The sequence below is a fragment of the Limnobacter humi genome (genome assembly GCF_024518835.1).
Lineage (GTDB): Bacteria > Pseudomonadota > Gammaproteobacteria > Burkholderiales > Burkholderiaceae_B > Limnobacter > Limnobacter humi.
In genome coordinates this window covers 220449-237036 of sequence record NZ_JANIGO010000004.1, presented here as the reverse complement: position 1 = coordinate 237036, position 16588 = coordinate 220449, and the positions used below count along the sequence as shown (strand labels likewise).

Genomic DNA, 16588 nt, shown 5'->3' with positions numbered 1-16588 from the left:
AGTGAGAAAGCGCCCGTTTTAACGGCGTCTTACATCAAACACGCCGTCGACTTCCAGCAAGTGCGACAAGGCCTGTCGAAGAATTTCACCGCTGCCCACTTCAGCCGTGAATTGCATCTTGGCCACACCCCGGGTGCTTTCGGTTTTGACACCGATCACATTGATTTTGTCGCGCGAGAATACTTCCGTGATGTCGCGCAGCAAACCCTGACGATCGTTGGCGGTGATGGAAATGTCCACCGGGTAATGCAAGCCGTCGGACTCCCCCCAGGTTGTTTCAATCAGGCGTTCCGGGTGTTTGCGCATGACTTCAGCCAGGTTGGAGCAACCCAGGCGGTGAATGGACACCCCTTTGCCCCGTGTCACAAAACCAATGATGGGGTCGGGTGGGGCTGGGCGACAGCACCGGGCGAGGTTGGTCATGAGTGTGCTGACCCCCACCACCAGAACACCCGATTGCTTGCTGTCGCTTTGACCCTTTCGCCGGGTGATGATTTCAATCTGTTCTTCATCGGACAGCGGCCCTTCGTCTGCGGGCGAGCCCTTCAATGCGTGTTCAATGGCCCGCGGCCGAATTTCTTCGCGCGCCAGGGCCACGTACAAGTCTTCCGCTTTGTCGTAGCCCAGCTTTTGTGCCAGTTCATCCTGATTTTGCGCGGTAAACCCAATGCGTTGCAGTTCCTTGTCGGCCATGGCCTTGCCACGGTCCAGGGTTTCCCGCCGTTCCTGCTGGGCAAACCACTGCTTGACCTTTTGCCGCGCACGGTGACTGACCAGGTATTTCTGGGTTGGGTTGAGCCAGTCGCGGGACGGTCCGGTGGCCGCATCGCCCCGGGCACTCACAATTTCAATGGTTTGGCCATTTTCCAGCGGCGTGTTCAGTTGCACCATCTGCCCATTGACCTTGGCGCCACGGCAGCGGTGGCCCAGCTCGGTGTGCACGTGGTAGGCAAAATCCAGTGGTGTGCTGCCAGTGGGCAATTCCACAATTTTGGCCTGGGGCGTGAACACATACACATGGTCGTTCAGGGCGGCAATTTGCATGTCCTGCGCCCAGTCGCTGGCTTCGCCCAGTGTGTCCGTCACGTCTTTTTGCCACGCCAGCAGTTGCCGCAGCAGGGCAATCCGTTCTTCAAAAGCGCCTTCAGCCCGGCTGGCGCCGCTGTAGCCATCGGTGCCAGCCTCTTTGTAGCGCCAGTGGGCGGCCACCCCATATTCGGCAAACTGGTGCATTTCCTCGGTGCGAATTTGCACCTCCAGCGCTTTGCCCGTGGGGTCTTGCACCACGGTGTGCAGCGAGCGGTAGCCATTGGGCTTGGGCTTGCTGATGTAGTCGTCAAATTCTTCCGGAATGGGTTGCCACAGGTTGTGCACAATGCCCAAGGCGGTGTAGCACTCGTCCACCGTGCCAACAATCACCCGGCAGGCGCGCACATCGTAGAGCTTGTCAAAGCTCACCCCTTTGCCGCGCATTTTGTTCCAGATGCTGTAAATGTGTTTGGGGCGACCACTGATTTCACAGTGAATACCCGCTCGCAGCAGGGCATCCTTGATGGTCTGCATGGCCGATTCTATAAACGCTTCTCGCTCGGTGCGTTTTTCGTCCAGCATCTTGGCCACGTTTTTGTACGTGTTGGGCTGCAAAATGCGGAATGACAGGTCCTCTAGTTCCCACTTGAGCTGCCACAAGCCCAGCCGGTTGGCCAGTGGTGCATACAACTCCAGCGTTTCCTGCGCGTGCTGTTGCGCGTAGTTCCACAGCGGACCCTGTTCAGCCTTGATGTCCGGGTGGGCGGTGAAATGACGCAAGGTTTGCAGACGCGAGCACAGGCGAATCATGATCACTCGCACATCCGTGGCCATGGCCAACAACATTTTGCGCAGGGTTTCCATTTGGTCGGCCCAGCGCAGGGTTTCGATGGCACTGCGGGCAGCATTTGGTCCAACCATCGAACGCATTTTGAACAGTTTGCGCAACGAGGCCAGCATGCGGCCCACTTCGGCACCAAACCGGGCTTCCATGTGGTTTTCCAGGTGTTTGTCGAAAAACACCATGGGGCCCAAGGCACCGGCAATCCGGGTATCGGCATCGGTGCGCAACTCGGCCAGCAAATCGGCCACCGCCAGCATGTGCTGAATGGCGGGTTCCTGGGTGTCCAGCACTTGACCATTCGCATGGCTGCGAATGTAATCCAGCGCCTGTTCAACCCGTTGGGCATCCGTTGGGTTCAACAGGGCCAAAGCCGGTGCTGAGGGCTGGTCTGGGTTGTCAGTGGCCAGGGTGGATGTTACAGAAACCATTGTCTTGAGTCAGGGTTAACCGGGTGTGCCCGCATGGACGCACCGATGGAGCCACAAGGGCCAGTTTAAAACAAAAAGTCTTCCACAATCCGGATTTGGTCAGCATGCATGAAGGTGGGGGCATGCCCAACGCCGGGGATTTCCTTTAACTGGGCTTTGGGCCCTTCGGTTGACATGCGCTGGCAAGTGGCTCTTGACAACAGGTCGGATTGTTCACCGCGAACCACCAAGGTCTGGGCACGGATTTGGCTGTAGGCGGCCCACAGCATGCCCTCGCTGGCTGCCACGGTGTCGGGTGTCAGGCCCTGAAACGTCGCACCGATGAGCGGGTCATAGTGGGTGGTCCAGCCGCCCTCGGTTTGTACCAATACGCTGTCGCACAAGGTGTTCCATTCGGTCTCGGTGTGCGGGCCAAATGGCAACGAGATGGCCTTGATGGCAGCGCGTGCGGTCTCCAGATCAGCAAATACCGGTGATTTGCCCACATACTGACCAATCCGGCTCAGGGCCTCGAAGTTCAGGCTGGGGCCTACATCGTTGAGGATGAGCTTGCGCACCGGATTGTCGGGCAGGCTGGCATACCCCATGCCTATCAATCCACCCATGGAGGTGCCAAACCAGTCCAAGGTACCGGGGTTTAAACGCGCCACCAAGGCCACGCAAGCCGCCACGTAATTGGGCACTGCGTACAAGGCGCCATTGCCCAGCCAGTCGGATCCACCGCGGCCTGGCATGTCGGCCGCCACCACGCGCAGGCGCTTGCCCAGCGTTTGTCCCATGTGTTCAAAATCCTGGCTGCTGCGGGTTAAACCATGCACGCACAACAGCACATGTGGGTTGTCGGGCTCACCCCATTCGCGATAGGCTAGTTTTTTCAGGCCCATGGGGCTTAACCATTGAACGGTGTGCAAGCGGGCTGTCAGCATGGGTCTCTAGTCTCCTCTCATGGTTTGACTGTACCCAGTCAGTATTTCAGTTTTTCCGGCATTCGTTTCAGCATGAGGGTTCACAGTGAGCACGAAGATGAGCATCAACAACAAAATTGCCTTGGTCACTGGCTCCACCAGTGGCATTGGTTTGGGCATTGCCCAGCGTTTGGCAGCGCAGGGCTGTCACATCATGCTCAATGGTTTTGGCAGTGATGCGCAAATTGCGCAGGCCCGCAGCAGTATTGAGGCTTTTGGGGTGAAGTCTGGTTTTCATGGTGCCGACCTGTCCAAACCAGCCGAGATTGAAGCCCTCATGAAGGCCACAGAGGGACAACTCGGCCCGGTGGATATTTTGGTGAACAACGCGGGTATACAACACGTGTCGCCAGTGGAACATTTTGAGGTGGCCAAATGGGATGCCGTGATTGCCATCAACTTGACGGCTGCATTTCACACCACCCGGTTGGCGCTGCCCAGCATGAAGGCCCGTAACTGGGGCCGCATTGTGAACATCGCATCGGCGCATGGGTTGGTGGCCTCAGCCAACAAATCTGCCTATGTGGCGGCCAAGCACGGCATTGTCGGATTGACCAAAGTGGTGGCCCTGGAAACCGCACAAACCGGGGTGACCTGCAATGCAGTCTGTCCGGGTTGGGTGCTCACGCCGTTGGTGCAAGCCCAAGTGGATGCGCGCGCCCAACATGAAGGTGTATCGGTGGATCAGGCCAAAATCAACTTGCTGAGCGAAAAACAACCCTCGCATGAATTCGTGACACCCGAACAATTGGGTGGACTGGTGGTGTTTTTATGTTCTGATGACGCCGCACAGGTACGCGGCGCCGCTTGGAACATGGATGGTGGTTGGGTGGCTCAGTAAGCGGCCGCGCGGTTTTAGCTTTGATATTCCAGCGGTACCAGAAAGTCTTTGCTGATGCGGTTGCCCAGGTCATTCACCCGTTCCAAGAAGTTGGTGAGGTAAGCGTGCAGACCCATGTGCAGAATGTCGTCAATCTGGTTGTACAGCAGTTCGGCCCGCAGCTTGCCCGCCCGGCGCTCGGTGCCGGCCGAGTAGTTGTTGCGAATGGTTTCCAGGTTGTTGCACACCTCGTTGATGGACGCCAGCAGTGAGCGTGGCATGTCGTCCCGCAAAATGAGCAATTCGCACACGCGTTCCGGTGTAATGACATCCCGGTACACCTTGCGGTAAATTTCGAAGGCCGACACCGACCGCAAAATAGCGGCCCAGTGATAATAATCGGCGTGTGGGTCTTCCGATCCGATGCTGGTCGACAGTGGGTTGAACGGCATGCTGTGGAATTTCACATCCAGCAATCGCGCTGTATTGTCGGCCCGTTCCAGAAATGTGCCCAGGCGAATAAAGCGAAAAGCCTCGTCTTTCAGCATGGTGCCGATCGTTACACCGCGTGACAGGTGGCTACGAAATTTCACCCATTCAAAAAATTCGGTGGGATCGCGCTCCACCACCCCATCCACGAACAGTTTTTTCAATTCCAGCCAGGTGGTGTTGTTGGTTTCCCAAACTTCGGTGGTCAATGCGCCTCGCACAGCACGGGCGTTTTCCCGGGCTGCTTGCAGGCAACAATAAATGCTGGATGGGTTGCCCGGGTCTTTCACCATGAAGTCAATCACAGCCTCTGGTGTGATGCTGGTGTGCCGGTTTGAGTAGGCTTCCTGCAATTCGCAAATGGACAGCATGGCCCGCCAGCCCTGTTCGGCGTTGTCTGCATCCTGCGGGAGTAGGGCGGTTTGCACGTTCACATCCAGCATGCGGGCGGTGTTCTCAGCCCGTTCAATGTAACGGGCCATCCAAAAGAGGTGGTCTGCAGTGCGGCTTAACATGGTGTGTCCTCCTCTTAGCGTTCCAGTACCCACGTGTCTTTGGTGCCACCGCCCTGGCTGCTGTTCACCACCAGTGAGCCTTCGCGCAGGGCCACTCGGCTTAGGCCGCCAGGAATCAACGAGACCTTGCTGCCGGAGAGCACAAAAGGGCGCAGGTCGATGTGGCGGGGTGCCAAGCCCGATTCCACAAAGGTGGGGCAAGTGGACAAGGCCAGGGTGGGTTGCGCAATGAACTTGGCCGGGTCTGCAATCAGCTTGGCACGGAATTCTTCAATCTGTGCTTGGGTGGAAGCCGGGCCAACCAACATGCCGTAGCCGCCCGCACCGTGTACTTCCTTCACCACCAATTCCGGCAGCTTGGCCAGCACCTCTTTCAAGTGTTCCGGCTTGCGGCACATCCACGTCGGTACATTGTGGATGATGGGTTCTTCGCTGAGGTAAAAGCGAATCATATCGGGCACGTAAGGGTAGATGGACTTGTCGTCGGCCACGCCGGTTCCAATCGCATTGCACAGCGTCACATTGCCTGCACGGTAGGCCGCCAGCAAGCCAGGAACGCCCAGTTGGGAGTCATGTCGGAAGGCTTTGGGGTCGAGAAAATCGTCGTCCAGTCGGCGGTAAATCACGTCCACGCGCTGTGGGCCCTGGGTGGTGCGCATGTACAGCACGTCGTCGTCCACAAACAGGTCTTTGCCTTCCACCAATTCCACACCCATTTGCTGGGCCAGGAAGGCATGTTCAAAGTAGGCGGAGTTGTACATGCCCGGGGTGAGCACCACCACCGTGGGTTCGCTGCCCTGGCGGGGCGACACACTGCGCAGGTTTTCCAGCAGTTTGTCGGGGTAATGCTCCACGGGGGCTACCCGGTTGCGGGCAAACAGTTCCGGAAACAGTCGCATCATCATTTTGCGGTTTTCCAGCATGTAGCTCACGCCCGAGGGCACCCGCAGGTTGTCTTCCAGCACATAAAACTCGCCTTGGCCTGCCCGCACCACATCCACGCCAGCAATGTGGGCGTAGATGTCGCCCGTCACTTTCACGCCTTGCATTTCGCGGCGGTACTGCTCGTTTTCAAAGATCTGTTCGGGCGGTATCAAGCCCGCTTTCAGAATGCGCTGCTCGTTGTAGATGTCTTTCAAAAACAGGTTGAGTGCTGTCACCCGTTGGCGTAGGCCTGTTTCCAGAATTTTCCATTCGGCAGCCGGAATAATGCGCGGCACGATATCAAAGGGAATCAATCGTTCAGTGCCTGCATCGTCGCCGTACACCGCGAACGTGATGCCCACACGGCGAAAGATCAGATCCGCCTCTGCCCGTTTGTTGTGCAATCGCTCGGCAGCCTGGCTGTCCAGCCATTTTGCAAAGTCTTGATAGTGGGTCCGCACAGCGCCTTGGGCGCTGCGCATTTCATCAAATGCCGGGATGGACATGGTGTGGATTCCTTCTTCTGTCCCCTCTGTTTAACAAGAAGCGTGCCAAGCATATTCAGCCTGAAAGCGGCCCCTGTTTTAGAAAGTTAACAGTGTCAGTGCTGGTCTGCACTGTTTTCGTGCGCCGACCACAAACCGGCTCGGCTTTCTGCGGCGGTTTCCACCCGCGGCGGTGATGCATCCACACCCAAATACAGTCGAATTGCACCAACTTGGGCTGTGTTCAGCGTGCTCAGGCCTTGCTGCGCGTAGCGCTCCAGCACGCTGGGGTGTGGATGATGGTAGCGGTTGCTCCAGCCGGATTGAATGATGACCAACTGCGGCTGAACGGCCGCCAGAAAGGGCGGGCTGGACGATGTTTTTGAACCATGGTGTGGGGCAAACAGGATGTCGCTGCGCAAGGCTTGCGCTGGGTGCTGGGTCAGCAATTGTTGTTCCGCAAATGCCTCGATGTCCCCAGTTAACAGCACACTGTGCGCTGCATTTCGAATCCGCAACACACAACTGCGGTTGTTGTCTGTCCAGCGACGGTCCTCTGCGAGGTTTTGATGAATCGGAATGGGTTCAAACAGCACACCGTCCCATTGCCAGGCTGTTTGCTGATGACAATCCGACACCAGCACATGGCGAGAATGTTGCTCACCATTTAAACGGGCAGCACGTTGAAGTGGATGTGTGGGTGGCAATGAACTGCTGAATGCCTTGACGGGCCATTGAGCCAGCACGGCAGTGGCGCCACCGCTATGGTCTGCATCGCCATGGGAAATCCACAACGCATCCAGTGGGCCGCTCAGATGGGCTTTCAGCCACGGCACCACCACCAACCGCCCTTGGTCGCTTTGTGGTGTGGGTGCGGGTCCGGTGTCAAACACCAGATCATGCTGGTGGGTTTGAACGGCCACTGCAGTGCCTTGACCAATGTCGAGCGCCGTCACCCAGAATTCGCCGGGGGCGGGTCGGGCTGCTGGCCAGGCCAGCAGGGCAATCAGCGGGATGGCCAGAGTGCGCGGAAATACCCAGCGGGGCAGCATCAGGCCGACACAGCCGATTGTGACGAAGCACAATACCCACGGTCTGGGTTGATGAATGGCCATGACTGGTGGACACAGTGCTTGTAACCAAATGAGGGCATTCTCCAGCAGGGTTAGAGAGTCGCCAGCGAGACGTAGCGCCCAAGTTTGGTGGCCCAGCCCGCCCAGCAAGGTCAGTGGTGTGCTGACGATGCTCATCCAGGGGATGGCGATTGCGTTGGCCAACGGACTAAGGATGGACTGCTGGTTAAATAGCAGCACCGAGGGAACGAGCAAACCCATGGTGACCGCGAATTGGGCGCGAACCGGTTCGGTCAGCCAGTCTGGCCAGCGTTTGTTCAATCGGTAATGACCGTGGCTGGAAAAGATCAATGTTGCAATGGCAGCAAAACTGAGCTGAAAGCCGGTGTCGTAGAGGCTCCAGGGGCTGCCAAGCACGCACAGAAAAACAGCGGTGAACCACACGTCCCATGGATTGACCCGGCCTTGCCGGTGCAGCAGCCAAACGGTCAGTGCCAGCATGTAAACCGTGCGTTGCGCCGGTGCCTGCCAACCGGAGGTCAGTGCATACACCAGCGCCAATCCAGCGCCGCCCGCCAGGCCCACCTGTCCAGCCGGGTATCGAAGGCACAGGCCGGGGCTAAGCCGCCACAGTTGCCCGAGTAACCCACCGAACAACTGGGCAAACAGCGTGATATGTAAACCCGAAATGGCCACCAAATGGGCAATGCCGGTGTTGGCATACAGGGTGCGATGGTCAGGGTCGATCAGCCCCTGGTCGCCGGTGAGCAAAGCCAGGGTGAGGGCCTGCTGGCTGTGGCCGTCCAGGGCTTGCATCACCCATTGCGTCAGTGACCAGCGAACACGGGCCGGCCAATGTTGCAGGCGTTGCCAGACGGTGTTCAGGCTGTCGACTGGTGTGAAGTCCTCAGTCGCTTGCGCAAACCCCGACAGGCCGGTCTGCATCCAATGGGGTTCAATGGAGAATCCATCAAAATTTTTGGTGGGATGCAAGGCTCGCAGGGTGAGCCTGGTCGTGTAGTGGTCACCAATCTGCAAGGTGACCGCTTGCGACAGGGGCAAGCGGATTTGTACCTGAGCGCGTTTTGTCAGGCAATCGCTGGCGGTGGTGGTCTGAAGCACCGCGCGCGCAAAACCGCCTGTTCGCATGCTCAGCTCCAGCAACTGGAACGTTGTATTCACATGGCGTTGATGGCATTCCAAGGCAATGCGTTTGGTCAATGTACTGGTACTGTCCAACGCCATCCAGCCATAGCCGGTTGCACAAACCCCCACCAGCAGACACCACTGGATCACCGGCCATGCTGAGGCGGATCGCTTGGCCGCCATCCACAGGGTGAGGCATATGCCCAGCCCCACAAGCGCATGCGCAGCCCATGGCAGCAACCACTGGGCAGGGCTGAGGCTGCACAACCAGATACCGAGCACGAACGCAGTGATCAGTACACGGAATCGGGGTGGGCTGGTGGTTTGCATGCGCCAAGCTTGTCATGGTGCTGGCGATTTAACCCGAGGCGGTGAACATGGATGACCCGCCCAGTGCCGCCCAAATGACGTTCAGGCGATTGGGATCCGTGCCAGCGCTGGCAACGCGTCGATTGTATTGTTGTGCACGATACGGGCCAGTTCGGTCAGTTCCTTGCCCCGCAGGGCCGCTATCACGGTCGCGATGCGGGGCAGGTGGGCGGGTTCATTGCGCTGTCTGTTGATCCATTCCGGTGCAATGTCAGGCCCGTCGGTTTCCAGCACCAGTGCCTCGGCGGGTAAGTCAGCAGCCAATCGCCGAAGTTGCAGCGCCCGTGTAAAAGTGCAAGCGCCGCCGAAGCCCAGTTTCATCTGCAGATTCAAAAAATGGTCAGCTTGCTGAAAGCTGCCGTTGAATGCGTGGGCAATGCCACTGGTGGGCTTGAACATTCGCAGGCCTTTCAGGATCGGGTCCTGCGCTTTGCGCACGTGCATCACCACCGGCAGATCAAAGTCCCGAGCCATCTTCAATTGGGCGTGAAAAAATTTCACCTGCCGATTCCAGTCCAACCCGGGTACAAAACCGTCCAGACCGATTTCCCCAACGCCCGCCAGCAAGGGATCGTCTCTGTTCTGCTGAAGTGCATCTCGAAGCGTATCCAAATGGTAGTCCGTGGACTGGTGCACAAAAAGCGGGTGAATGCCCAAGCAATAGACTGCCCCGGGTGTGCGATGGGCAAGTGCAATCAGAGCATTAAAATGGTCCGCATGCACGGCTGGTAACACAAACCGGTTAACATGTTCTTTCAGCGCGCGTGAAACCACAGCCATCCGGTCGTGGTCATATTCCTGTGCATCCAAATGTAGGTGTGTGTCTGTCCACATGTTGTTGAGTTTGCCATGATTCGCCGCTGGATTCGTCATCATTTGCCCTCTGCCGAACACTTTGAGCGGCTACCGTTGTTGCGGCATTTCAAGTCGCACCTGGCACACCCCAATTTGTGGGCCTTGAACCGCCGCAGCATCGCTGGTGGTGTTGCCGCTGGTTTGTTTTGCGGACTTATTCCAGGCCCATTTCAGGTGGCGGCTGCTTTTGTCTGGGTATTGGTGTGCAAGGTCAATTTGCCAGTGGCATTTGCCACCACCTGGTACACCAACCCCATCACCATTGTGCCGCTCTACATTGTGGCGGTGGCCTATGGTGATTGGTTACTGGGTTCGGGTGCGAACGCAGTGATGCACCCAGTGCCTGATTGGGACTGGCACCATTTCTCAGGCTCAATGCATGCGCTTCTGGATTGGATGTTGAGTTTGGGGCCATCGCTGGCCGTGGGTTTGCCAGCCCTGATGGTCACCTTGTCGGTGTTGGGGTATTTTGCCGTGCGTGTGGGTTGGAATATTGGTGTGCGCTTCAGTTGGGCCCGTCGAAAAGCACGCCGGGCCCGCGAACAGGGTTGATGAGAGTTCAGGTCAGGCCGCTTTCAGGTCTTGATTGGCGCTTTCGCCCACCTTCAGTTCACCACCCAGCAGGTTCACCACATCGGCAATCAGCTTGCGCAGTTCACCACTCATGAGTGCGAAGTCGGTGTCGAATGCATCGTTGTCTTTGTCCAGCTCAGCACTTTCCTTGAGTACATCCAGCGGCGCAAGGCGCTTGAGTTGCAAATTTTCCTGCAATACAAACGACACCCGGTCCGCCCAGGTGAGTGCCAAGCGTGTCGCAGTTTTTCCTCCTTGGATATGTCGGGCCACTTCCGCACTGTCCAGGCTGTGCTTCACATAGCGGATGGTGGCGGCTTGCTCGCCACGGCTGCGCAGTTCGCAATCCTGGTCCACCGTAAAGTTGCGTGGGTTGTCCTCCTCGGTCAGCCATTGGGTCATGGCCGTGCCCGGTGACACCTTGGTTTTCAGCAGGGTGAGTGCCAGACCCGGTACCGATTTCATGAGCAGGCTCATGACATCTTCCGCCTTACTTGGGCTGCCGGCATCAATGATCAACAATTCGTCTACCGGGTTGATCCAGGCGTAGGTCCGGCTGCGAATGACGAATGCACGCGGCAGCAACTCGGTCACCACCGCTTCTTTAATGTCTTTGACCTGCTTACGTCCGGGCTTGTAACCTTCGCGTTCTTCAATCTCAGCCACGCGGGCCTGGGTGAATTGCTTCACCACACTGGTTGGCAGCAGTTTTTTCTCGACCCCCAAGCTGATCAGCAACTGCTTGTTCAGTTCAAACACCAAGGGCTCGCCATCGGCTTTGGGGGCAACCCAGCCGCGGGTTTGCAAGTCGCCACCACCGCAGGGTGGCAAACCGTGTTCAGCCAATTTGTCATGCAGGCTGTCGGCGGTTTCGTTCCAGTTGTGGAGGCGATAAATGAACAGGTTTTTAAACCACATAGGGTGTGTCGTCGAAAAAAAGGATGAGGGGTGAAGAGTCTAAACCAAATGCCGCGTGATCTTCTTGCGGTCACTTCGACTCTCAATGACTTCAATCTTCGTTCGCTCGTTTCAGTTCGCCTTTTTCCAGGCGCAACACCCGTTTGCAGCGGCAAGCCAGTTCCAGTGAGTGGGTCACAATCACCAGCGCAGTACCCAGTTCCTGGGTGGCATTCAGCAATAGGTCGAACACGGCATCGGCCGTTTCCTGGTCCAGGTTGCCAGTGGGCTCATCGGCCAGAATGGCCTTGGGTTGGGTCACCATGGCGCGGGCAATGGCCACACGCTGGCGTTCCCCGCCCGACAATTCTGCTGGGCGATGGCTCAGACGATGCGCCAGACCCACTTTTTCCAGCAATGTTCGGCTGCGGGCCTGTGCATCCCGCTTATTCAGGCCACCAATGCGCAGCGCCATGGCCACATTGTCCAGCGCGGAAAATTCGGGCAGCAAGTGGTGAAATTGGTAAATAAACCCCAAGTGGCGGTTGCGCTTCAGGCCCAACTGCTTGACCGACCAAGGCTCAATCGCTTCACCACTCCACAACACCGAGCCACTGTCGGCCTTTTCAAGGCCGCCCAACACATGCAGCAAGGTGCTTTTGCCGGCGCCCGATGCACCCACAATCGCGACGGTTTCGCCCGCCGTAATCTGCAGATCAAGGTGCTTGATCACTTGGGTGGCTTGGTCGGCCGCACCAATGCCTTGAAAAGCTTTGGACAGGCTGCGGGTTTCCAACACCACGGGGGCTTGTTGATGGGGATTATTCATACCGCAGTGCCTCGGCGGGTTCGGCGCGTGATGCTCGCCAGCTGGGGTAAATGGTGGACAGTACACTCAATACCAAGGCCACGGAAACGATGGTGATGACATCGCCCAAGCGTGGATCTGAGGGTAGCTCACTGATGAAGTAAATGGACTTGGGCAAAAACTCCACACCCAGGGTGCGTTCAATAAAAGGCACGATAGTCCCCAGGTTGATGGCCATCAGCCAACCTGCTGTGACGCCGAGGAATGTACCAATCCAGCCCACCAAGGCGCCCTGCAACATGAAAATGCGTTGAATGGAAAACGGGCTGGCCCCCAGCGTACGCAAAATGGCAATTTCACCGCGCTTGTCCTTCACGGTCATCACCAACATCGAGACCAGGTTGAAAGCGGCCACGGCAATAATCAGCGTCAGAATAATGAACATCATCCGTTTCTCGGTTTGAACGGCAGCAAACCAGGTGCGGTTTTGCACCGACCAATCCCGGACCCACACGGTGGGCGGCAGGTTGCTTTCCAGTTTGCGGGCCATGAAGGGCGCACTGTTCATGTCTTTCAGTTTGACGCGCAAGCCGGTGGGCCCATTGCTGCGGTAAAAGCGGGCTGCGTCGTCGATGTTCATCAGCACCAGGCCACTGTCGTATTCATAGTGGCCCGTGCTCACCAGGGCGGCGATTTGAAATGCCCGCAGACGGGGAATCATGCCCGCCGGAGTCATTTGGCCCGATGGCGCAATTAATGTGATTTTGTCGCCCACCTGCACACCGATTTGACGGGCCAGGTCCAGACCAATCACCACTTTGAATTCGCCAGGTATCAAGTCAGCCAGCGTGCCGCCCACCACTTGCTGGAAGGTGGACACCTGGGTTTCCAGGGCGGGGTCGATACCGCGCACAATGGCTGGCCTTAGCAAGTCGCCATAGGCCAACATGCTTTCACCCGCCACATAGGGCGCCACGCCTACAATGTCGGGGTCGAAAGCCTTGATCTGCTTGCGCAAGTCATCGGGGTCGATAAAACCATCCTGCGGCGCCAGAATTTCGATGTGGGCAATGACCGACAGCATGCGGTCTCGAACTTCTTTCTGGAAGCCGTTCATGACGGACAGCACCACGATGAGCGCCGCAACGCCGAGGCCAATACCGGCCATGGACAAGCCCGAGATGAACGAAATGAATCGATCGCGACTGCGGTGGCCACCACCGCGCACGTAGCGCAAGGCAATCTCGACGTCAAAGGGTAAACTAATCACAGCTGTGTCCGATTGATTGTTTGTGTGCCTGCACCCCGTGCAGCGCGCACCCATTGTAGTGTGAATAAAACCGTGTCCAACACCCACCATGCGCCTTTGCGGGTTCTCGTCCCCAACATTCTCGTTCCCGAGGCTGCACTGGCCCGCCTCCAGCGATCCCAAGGTGCGAGGGGCCAAAGCCAGTCGCCCAGTCAGATTTTCCAGGGTTTGCCAACCGGCTTGCTTCAGGTCATGGCCCGCAGTCAGCCCGATGTGCACCAGCCCAGCGGGCAGCTTGACCGGGTTGAGGCCTGGTTATTGAACAGCTTGGATCCCAATGGGCTTGCAAAGTTCGACCAGTATCCAGCCTGGGCGATGTTCAATGCGCAGGCACCCGATTTCACACGATTTTTTGCCAGTGTGGGCAACCTCGAACTGAACCGGGACGGTGTGCAATTCACGCCGCCTGAGGTGCTTCAAATCAGCCAAGCCGACCTGGCTGCGTTTTGGTCTGTGGTGCAAGGTGAACTGGAAGCACAGGGCTGGCGCTTGGACGGGCCACCGGGATTTCACACGGCGTTGAGTAACAACACCCCGCTGCCCATGGAACAGGCCTCGCCTTGGTCGGTGCAAGGCATTCGGCTCACCGACTATTTGCCCATGGATGATGATTGCGCTGCCTGGCGCCGCATGTGGCTGAACCTTCAGGTGGAATTGCACAATGCACCCTTCAATCAAGTCCGTGAGCAACGGGGCTTAAAGCCGTTGAACGCCTTGTGGTTTTGGGGCGGTGGCCGCAGTTGGCAGGCCGCCGAGGCGCTGCCCACAGTGAAATCCGTGGGGTTGGACGGCGTGTTTGATGCTGTCAAAATCACCGATGCCGGCGGTGAAGCGTTGAATCGCATCGTGTTTTGGACCCAATTGTTGAAGGGCACCCGTACACCGGACGCCCAGCCATCGACCGTCTACGTGGTGGACTTCGACGGTTGGGGGGGCTCCACGGCGGCTTTCAACATATTGGAAGCTGAAGTGCTTGAACCCATGCGCCTGGCCGGTTTGGCGTTTGATTGGACCCTGATGGGTCAACACGGGTGGCGAACCGCCCGCAGCGGTTGGACGCAGCGTTTGAAATTTTGGCAACGGCAACCCAATTGGCTCCACCTGGCCGAACCGGAACCCGATGGCTTGCCGACGGAAGACGACCTGCAAGCGGCCTACCAGCGCGGCCAGCAGGAGCAGGATCAACTCAATGCCATGCTGCTGGGCGAGTTTGAACCCCAAGCTGACGCCCGAAAGGCTCGACCATGACACAACACACCAACACACCCCAACTGAAGGTACGCACGGCACAGCCCCACTTGGAGGCCCGGTTGCAACAGCAAGGACTGCACCCTTTGTTGGCCCGTTTGATGGCTGCACGCGGTGCAGTCAAGCCTGAGGAGGTTCAAACCCGGTTGCAGGATTTGCTCAACCCACTGGACATGAAGGGCATGGCCGAGGCCGCTGAGATATTGGCGGACGCACTGGAGGCAGGGGCTCGCATTGTGGTCATCGGTGATTATGATTGCGATGGGGCCACTGCCACGGCTGTGGCGGTGCGCGGGCTGCGCATGCTGTTGGCTGCATTGGGGGCCGATGAAGCAGCCTGCCGTTATCACATTGATTTTTTGGTGCCCAACCGCTTTGACTATGGCTATGGCCTGAGCCCGCAAATCGTGCGCCTGGCTGCCGAGCAATTTGAACCCGATTTGCTGGTGACGGTGGACAACGGCATTGCCAGCGTGGACGGGGTTCGTGAAGCCAACGACCTTGGAATTGGTGTGCTGGTGACCGACCACCACCTGCCGGGCGACACCTTGCCGGAAGCCCTGGCGATTGTGAACCCCAACCAGCCGGGTTGCGGGTTCGAGAGTAAGTCGATTGCCGGTGTGGGCGTGATGTTTTACACCTTGCTGGCCACCCGCGCCGTGCTGCGCGACCGGGGGGCATTTGACGCCCAAAGTCAACCCAAAATAGACCAACTGCTCGACCTGGTGGCCTTGGGCACCGTGGCCGATGTGGTCAAGCTGGATGCCAATAACCGCCGTTTGGTGGCCCACGGGCTGAAACGCATTCGTCAGGCGCAGGCCCAGCCGGGTTTGCTGGCTTTGTTCAACGAGGCTGGTCGTGACCACCGCAAGGCAGTGGCCACCGACCTGGGCTTTTCGATTGGCCCACGCTTGAATGCAGCAGGGCGATTGTCTGACATGACCATCGGTATTCGAACCCTCATCACGGACGATGCGGCCGAAGCCAGTCAACTCGCGGCCCAGTTGGGTCAAATGAACGAGGAGCGCAAGCGGATTGAAGAGTCCATGAAGCGAGATGCCTTGGCCGATATTGAAGCCTTTGTCAGCAGCGACAACCCTGCCGCAGGCGTGGTGGTGGCCCACGACAGTTGGCACCAGGGTGTGATCGGCATTTTGGCCTCCCGCATCAAGGAAAAACTCTACCGCCCCACCATTGCGCTGGCGCCGGGTGATGCTGGGCAGTGGAAGGGCAGCGGGCGATCCGTACCCGGTGTGCACTTGCGCGACGTGCTCGATTTGGTGAGCAAACGCCTGCCCGAAGGCGCCATGCCCAAGTTCGGCGGACATGCCATGGCAGCGGGCTTAACGCTGGATGGCCAATACCTGGAGCAATTCAAGTTAGCCTTTGCCCAAGCCGTGCTTGACCTGAGCGATCCGTCTGCGCTCACGCAAACGGTGGAAACCGACGGGTCTATTCCTGCGGATTACATCGTGGGCCAGGCCGCTGACCTGCTGGAAACGCAGGTGTGGGGACAGGGATTTCCACCCCCGTTGTTTCACGACGAATTCGAGGTGCTGGAACACCGTTTGCTGAAAAACGCCCACAGCAAATTCACGCTGCGCCGGGATGGCAAAACCTTTACGGCCTTGCGCTGGCGCAGCGTAGAGCCCCTTCCGCACAAAGTTCGCATTGCGTACCGCTTTGAACGCGATACATTCCAGGGGGGTGAGGCGGTGCAACTGATTGTGGAGCATGTGCTGTAGGGGCCATGAAACCGGCGGCGGCTTCCTGCGTTACAATAGAGGGTTACGCAAACACACGCTGAAAAC

At 58.0% G+C, this 16588-nt stretch carries 13 protein-coding genes; 4 read left to right on the top strand and 9 right to left on the bottom strand.

Annotation, left to right across the window (positions count from 1 at the left end; all coding sequences use genetic code 11):
* Positions 1-18: 18 nt before the first annotated feature.
* Complete coding sequence (locus NQT62_RS12785) at positions 19-2301, bottom strand: RelA/SpoT family protein (protein WP_256765110.1); 2283 nt, start codon at positions 2299-2301, stop codon at positions 19-21.
* A 65-nt stretch (positions 2302-2366) separates the two neighbouring features.
* On the bottom strand, positions 2367-3227 hold the full coding sequence (locus NQT62_RS12780) for an alpha/beta fold hydrolase (RefSeq protein ID WP_256765109.1): 861 nt from the start codon (positions 3225-3227) through the stop codon (positions 2367-2369).
* 97 nt (positions 3228-3324) lie between these two features.
* On the opposite strand from NQT62_RS12780, the gene NQT62_RS12775 reads away from it, so the two are divergent.
* Entirely contained in the window at positions 3325-4107 is a 783-nt protein-coding gene (locus tag NQT62_RS12775) for a 3-hydroxybutyrate dehydrogenase (protein WP_256765108.1), read from the top strand.
* Positions 4108-4121: 14 nt separating this feature from the next.
* Here the strand turns inward: NQT62_RS12775 and NQT62_RS12770 are convergent, their stop codons facing one another.
* The 4 genes from NQT62_RS12770 to NQT62_RS12755 form a co-directional block, all read right to left on the bottom strand.
* Positions 4122-5090, bottom strand: coding sequence for an alpha-E domain-containing protein (locus NQT62_RS12770; RefSeq protein WP_256765107.1), 969 nt, complete (start codon positions 5088-5090; stop codon positions 4122-4124).
* Positions 5091-5104: 14 nt separating this feature from the next.
* Positions 5105-6520: a circularly permuted type 2 ATP-grasp protein gene (locus NQT62_RS12765; protein WP_256765106.1), complete on the bottom strand. Its 1416-nt coding sequence runs from the start codon at positions 6518-6520 to the stop codon at positions 5105-5107.
* 95 nt (positions 6521-6615) lie between these two features.
* The gene (locus tag NQT62_RS12760) at positions 6616-9048 is read right to left on the bottom strand and encodes a DNA internalization-related competence protein ComEC/Rec2 (protein WP_256765105.1); all 2433 of its coding nucleotides are present in this window, start codon (positions 9046-9048) and stop codon (positions 6616-6618) included.
* An 81-nt stretch (positions 9049-9129) separates the two neighbouring features.
* Positions 9130-9921, bottom strand: coding sequence for a TatD family hydrolase (locus tag NQT62_RS12755; RefSeq protein ID WP_306173675.1), 792 nt, complete (start codon positions 9919-9921; stop codon positions 9130-9132).
* Positions 9922-9936: 15 nt separating this feature from the next.
* Between NQT62_RS12755 and NQT62_RS12750 the strand changes: the two genes are divergently transcribed.
* A complete protein-coding gene (locus NQT62_RS12750; RefSeq protein WP_256765103.1) occupies positions 9937-10494 on the top strand; it encodes a DUF2062 domain-containing protein in 558 nt (185 codons plus the stop codon).
* A gap of 12 nt (positions 10495-10506) precedes the next feature.
* Here NQT62_RS12750 and NQT62_RS12745 read toward each other — a convergent pair whose 3' ends face one another.
* From NQT62_RS12745 to NQT62_RS12735, 3 genes are all read right to left on the bottom strand, one after another.
* Positions 10507-11433 carry a recombination-associated protein RdgC gene (locus tag NQT62_RS12745; RefSeq protein WP_256765102.1) on the bottom strand — a complete coding sequence of 309 codons (927 nt, stop codon included), beginning with the start codon at positions 11431-11433 and terminating at the stop codon, positions 10507-10509.
* A 91-nt stretch (positions 11434-11524) separates the two neighbouring features.
* Entirely contained in the window at positions 11525-12241 is a 717-nt protein-coding gene (locus NQT62_RS12740; RefSeq protein ID WP_256765100.1) for an ABC transporter ATP-binding protein, read from the bottom strand.
* A complete protein-coding gene (locus tag NQT62_RS12735; protein WP_256765192.1) occupies positions 12234-13487 on the bottom strand; it encodes a lipoprotein-releasing ABC transporter permease subunit in 1254 nt (417 codons plus the stop codon). Before NQT62_RS12735 ends, NQT62_RS12740 begins: the two co-directional genes overlap by 8 nt.
* A 27-nt stretch (positions 13488-13514) precedes the next feature.
* Between NQT62_RS12735 and NQT62_RS12730 the strand changes: the two genes are divergently transcribed.
* Together NQT62_RS12730 and recJ are read left to right on the top strand one after the other, a co-directional pair.
* Positions 13515-14777 carry a hypothetical protein gene (locus NQT62_RS12730; protein ID WP_256765099.1) on the top strand — a complete coding sequence of 421 codons (1263 nt, stop codon included), beginning with the start codon at positions 13515-13517 and terminating at the stop codon, positions 14775-14777.
* Positions 14774-16522, top strand: a complete 1749-nt coding sequence (gene recJ, locus NQT62_RS12725) for a single-stranded-DNA-specific exonuclease RecJ (RefSeq protein ID WP_256765098.1) — start codon at positions 14774-14776, stop codon at positions 16520-16522. Before NQT62_RS12730 ends, recJ begins: the two co-directional genes overlap by 4 nt.
* The last annotated feature ends 66 nt before the right edge of the window (positions 16523-16588 follow it).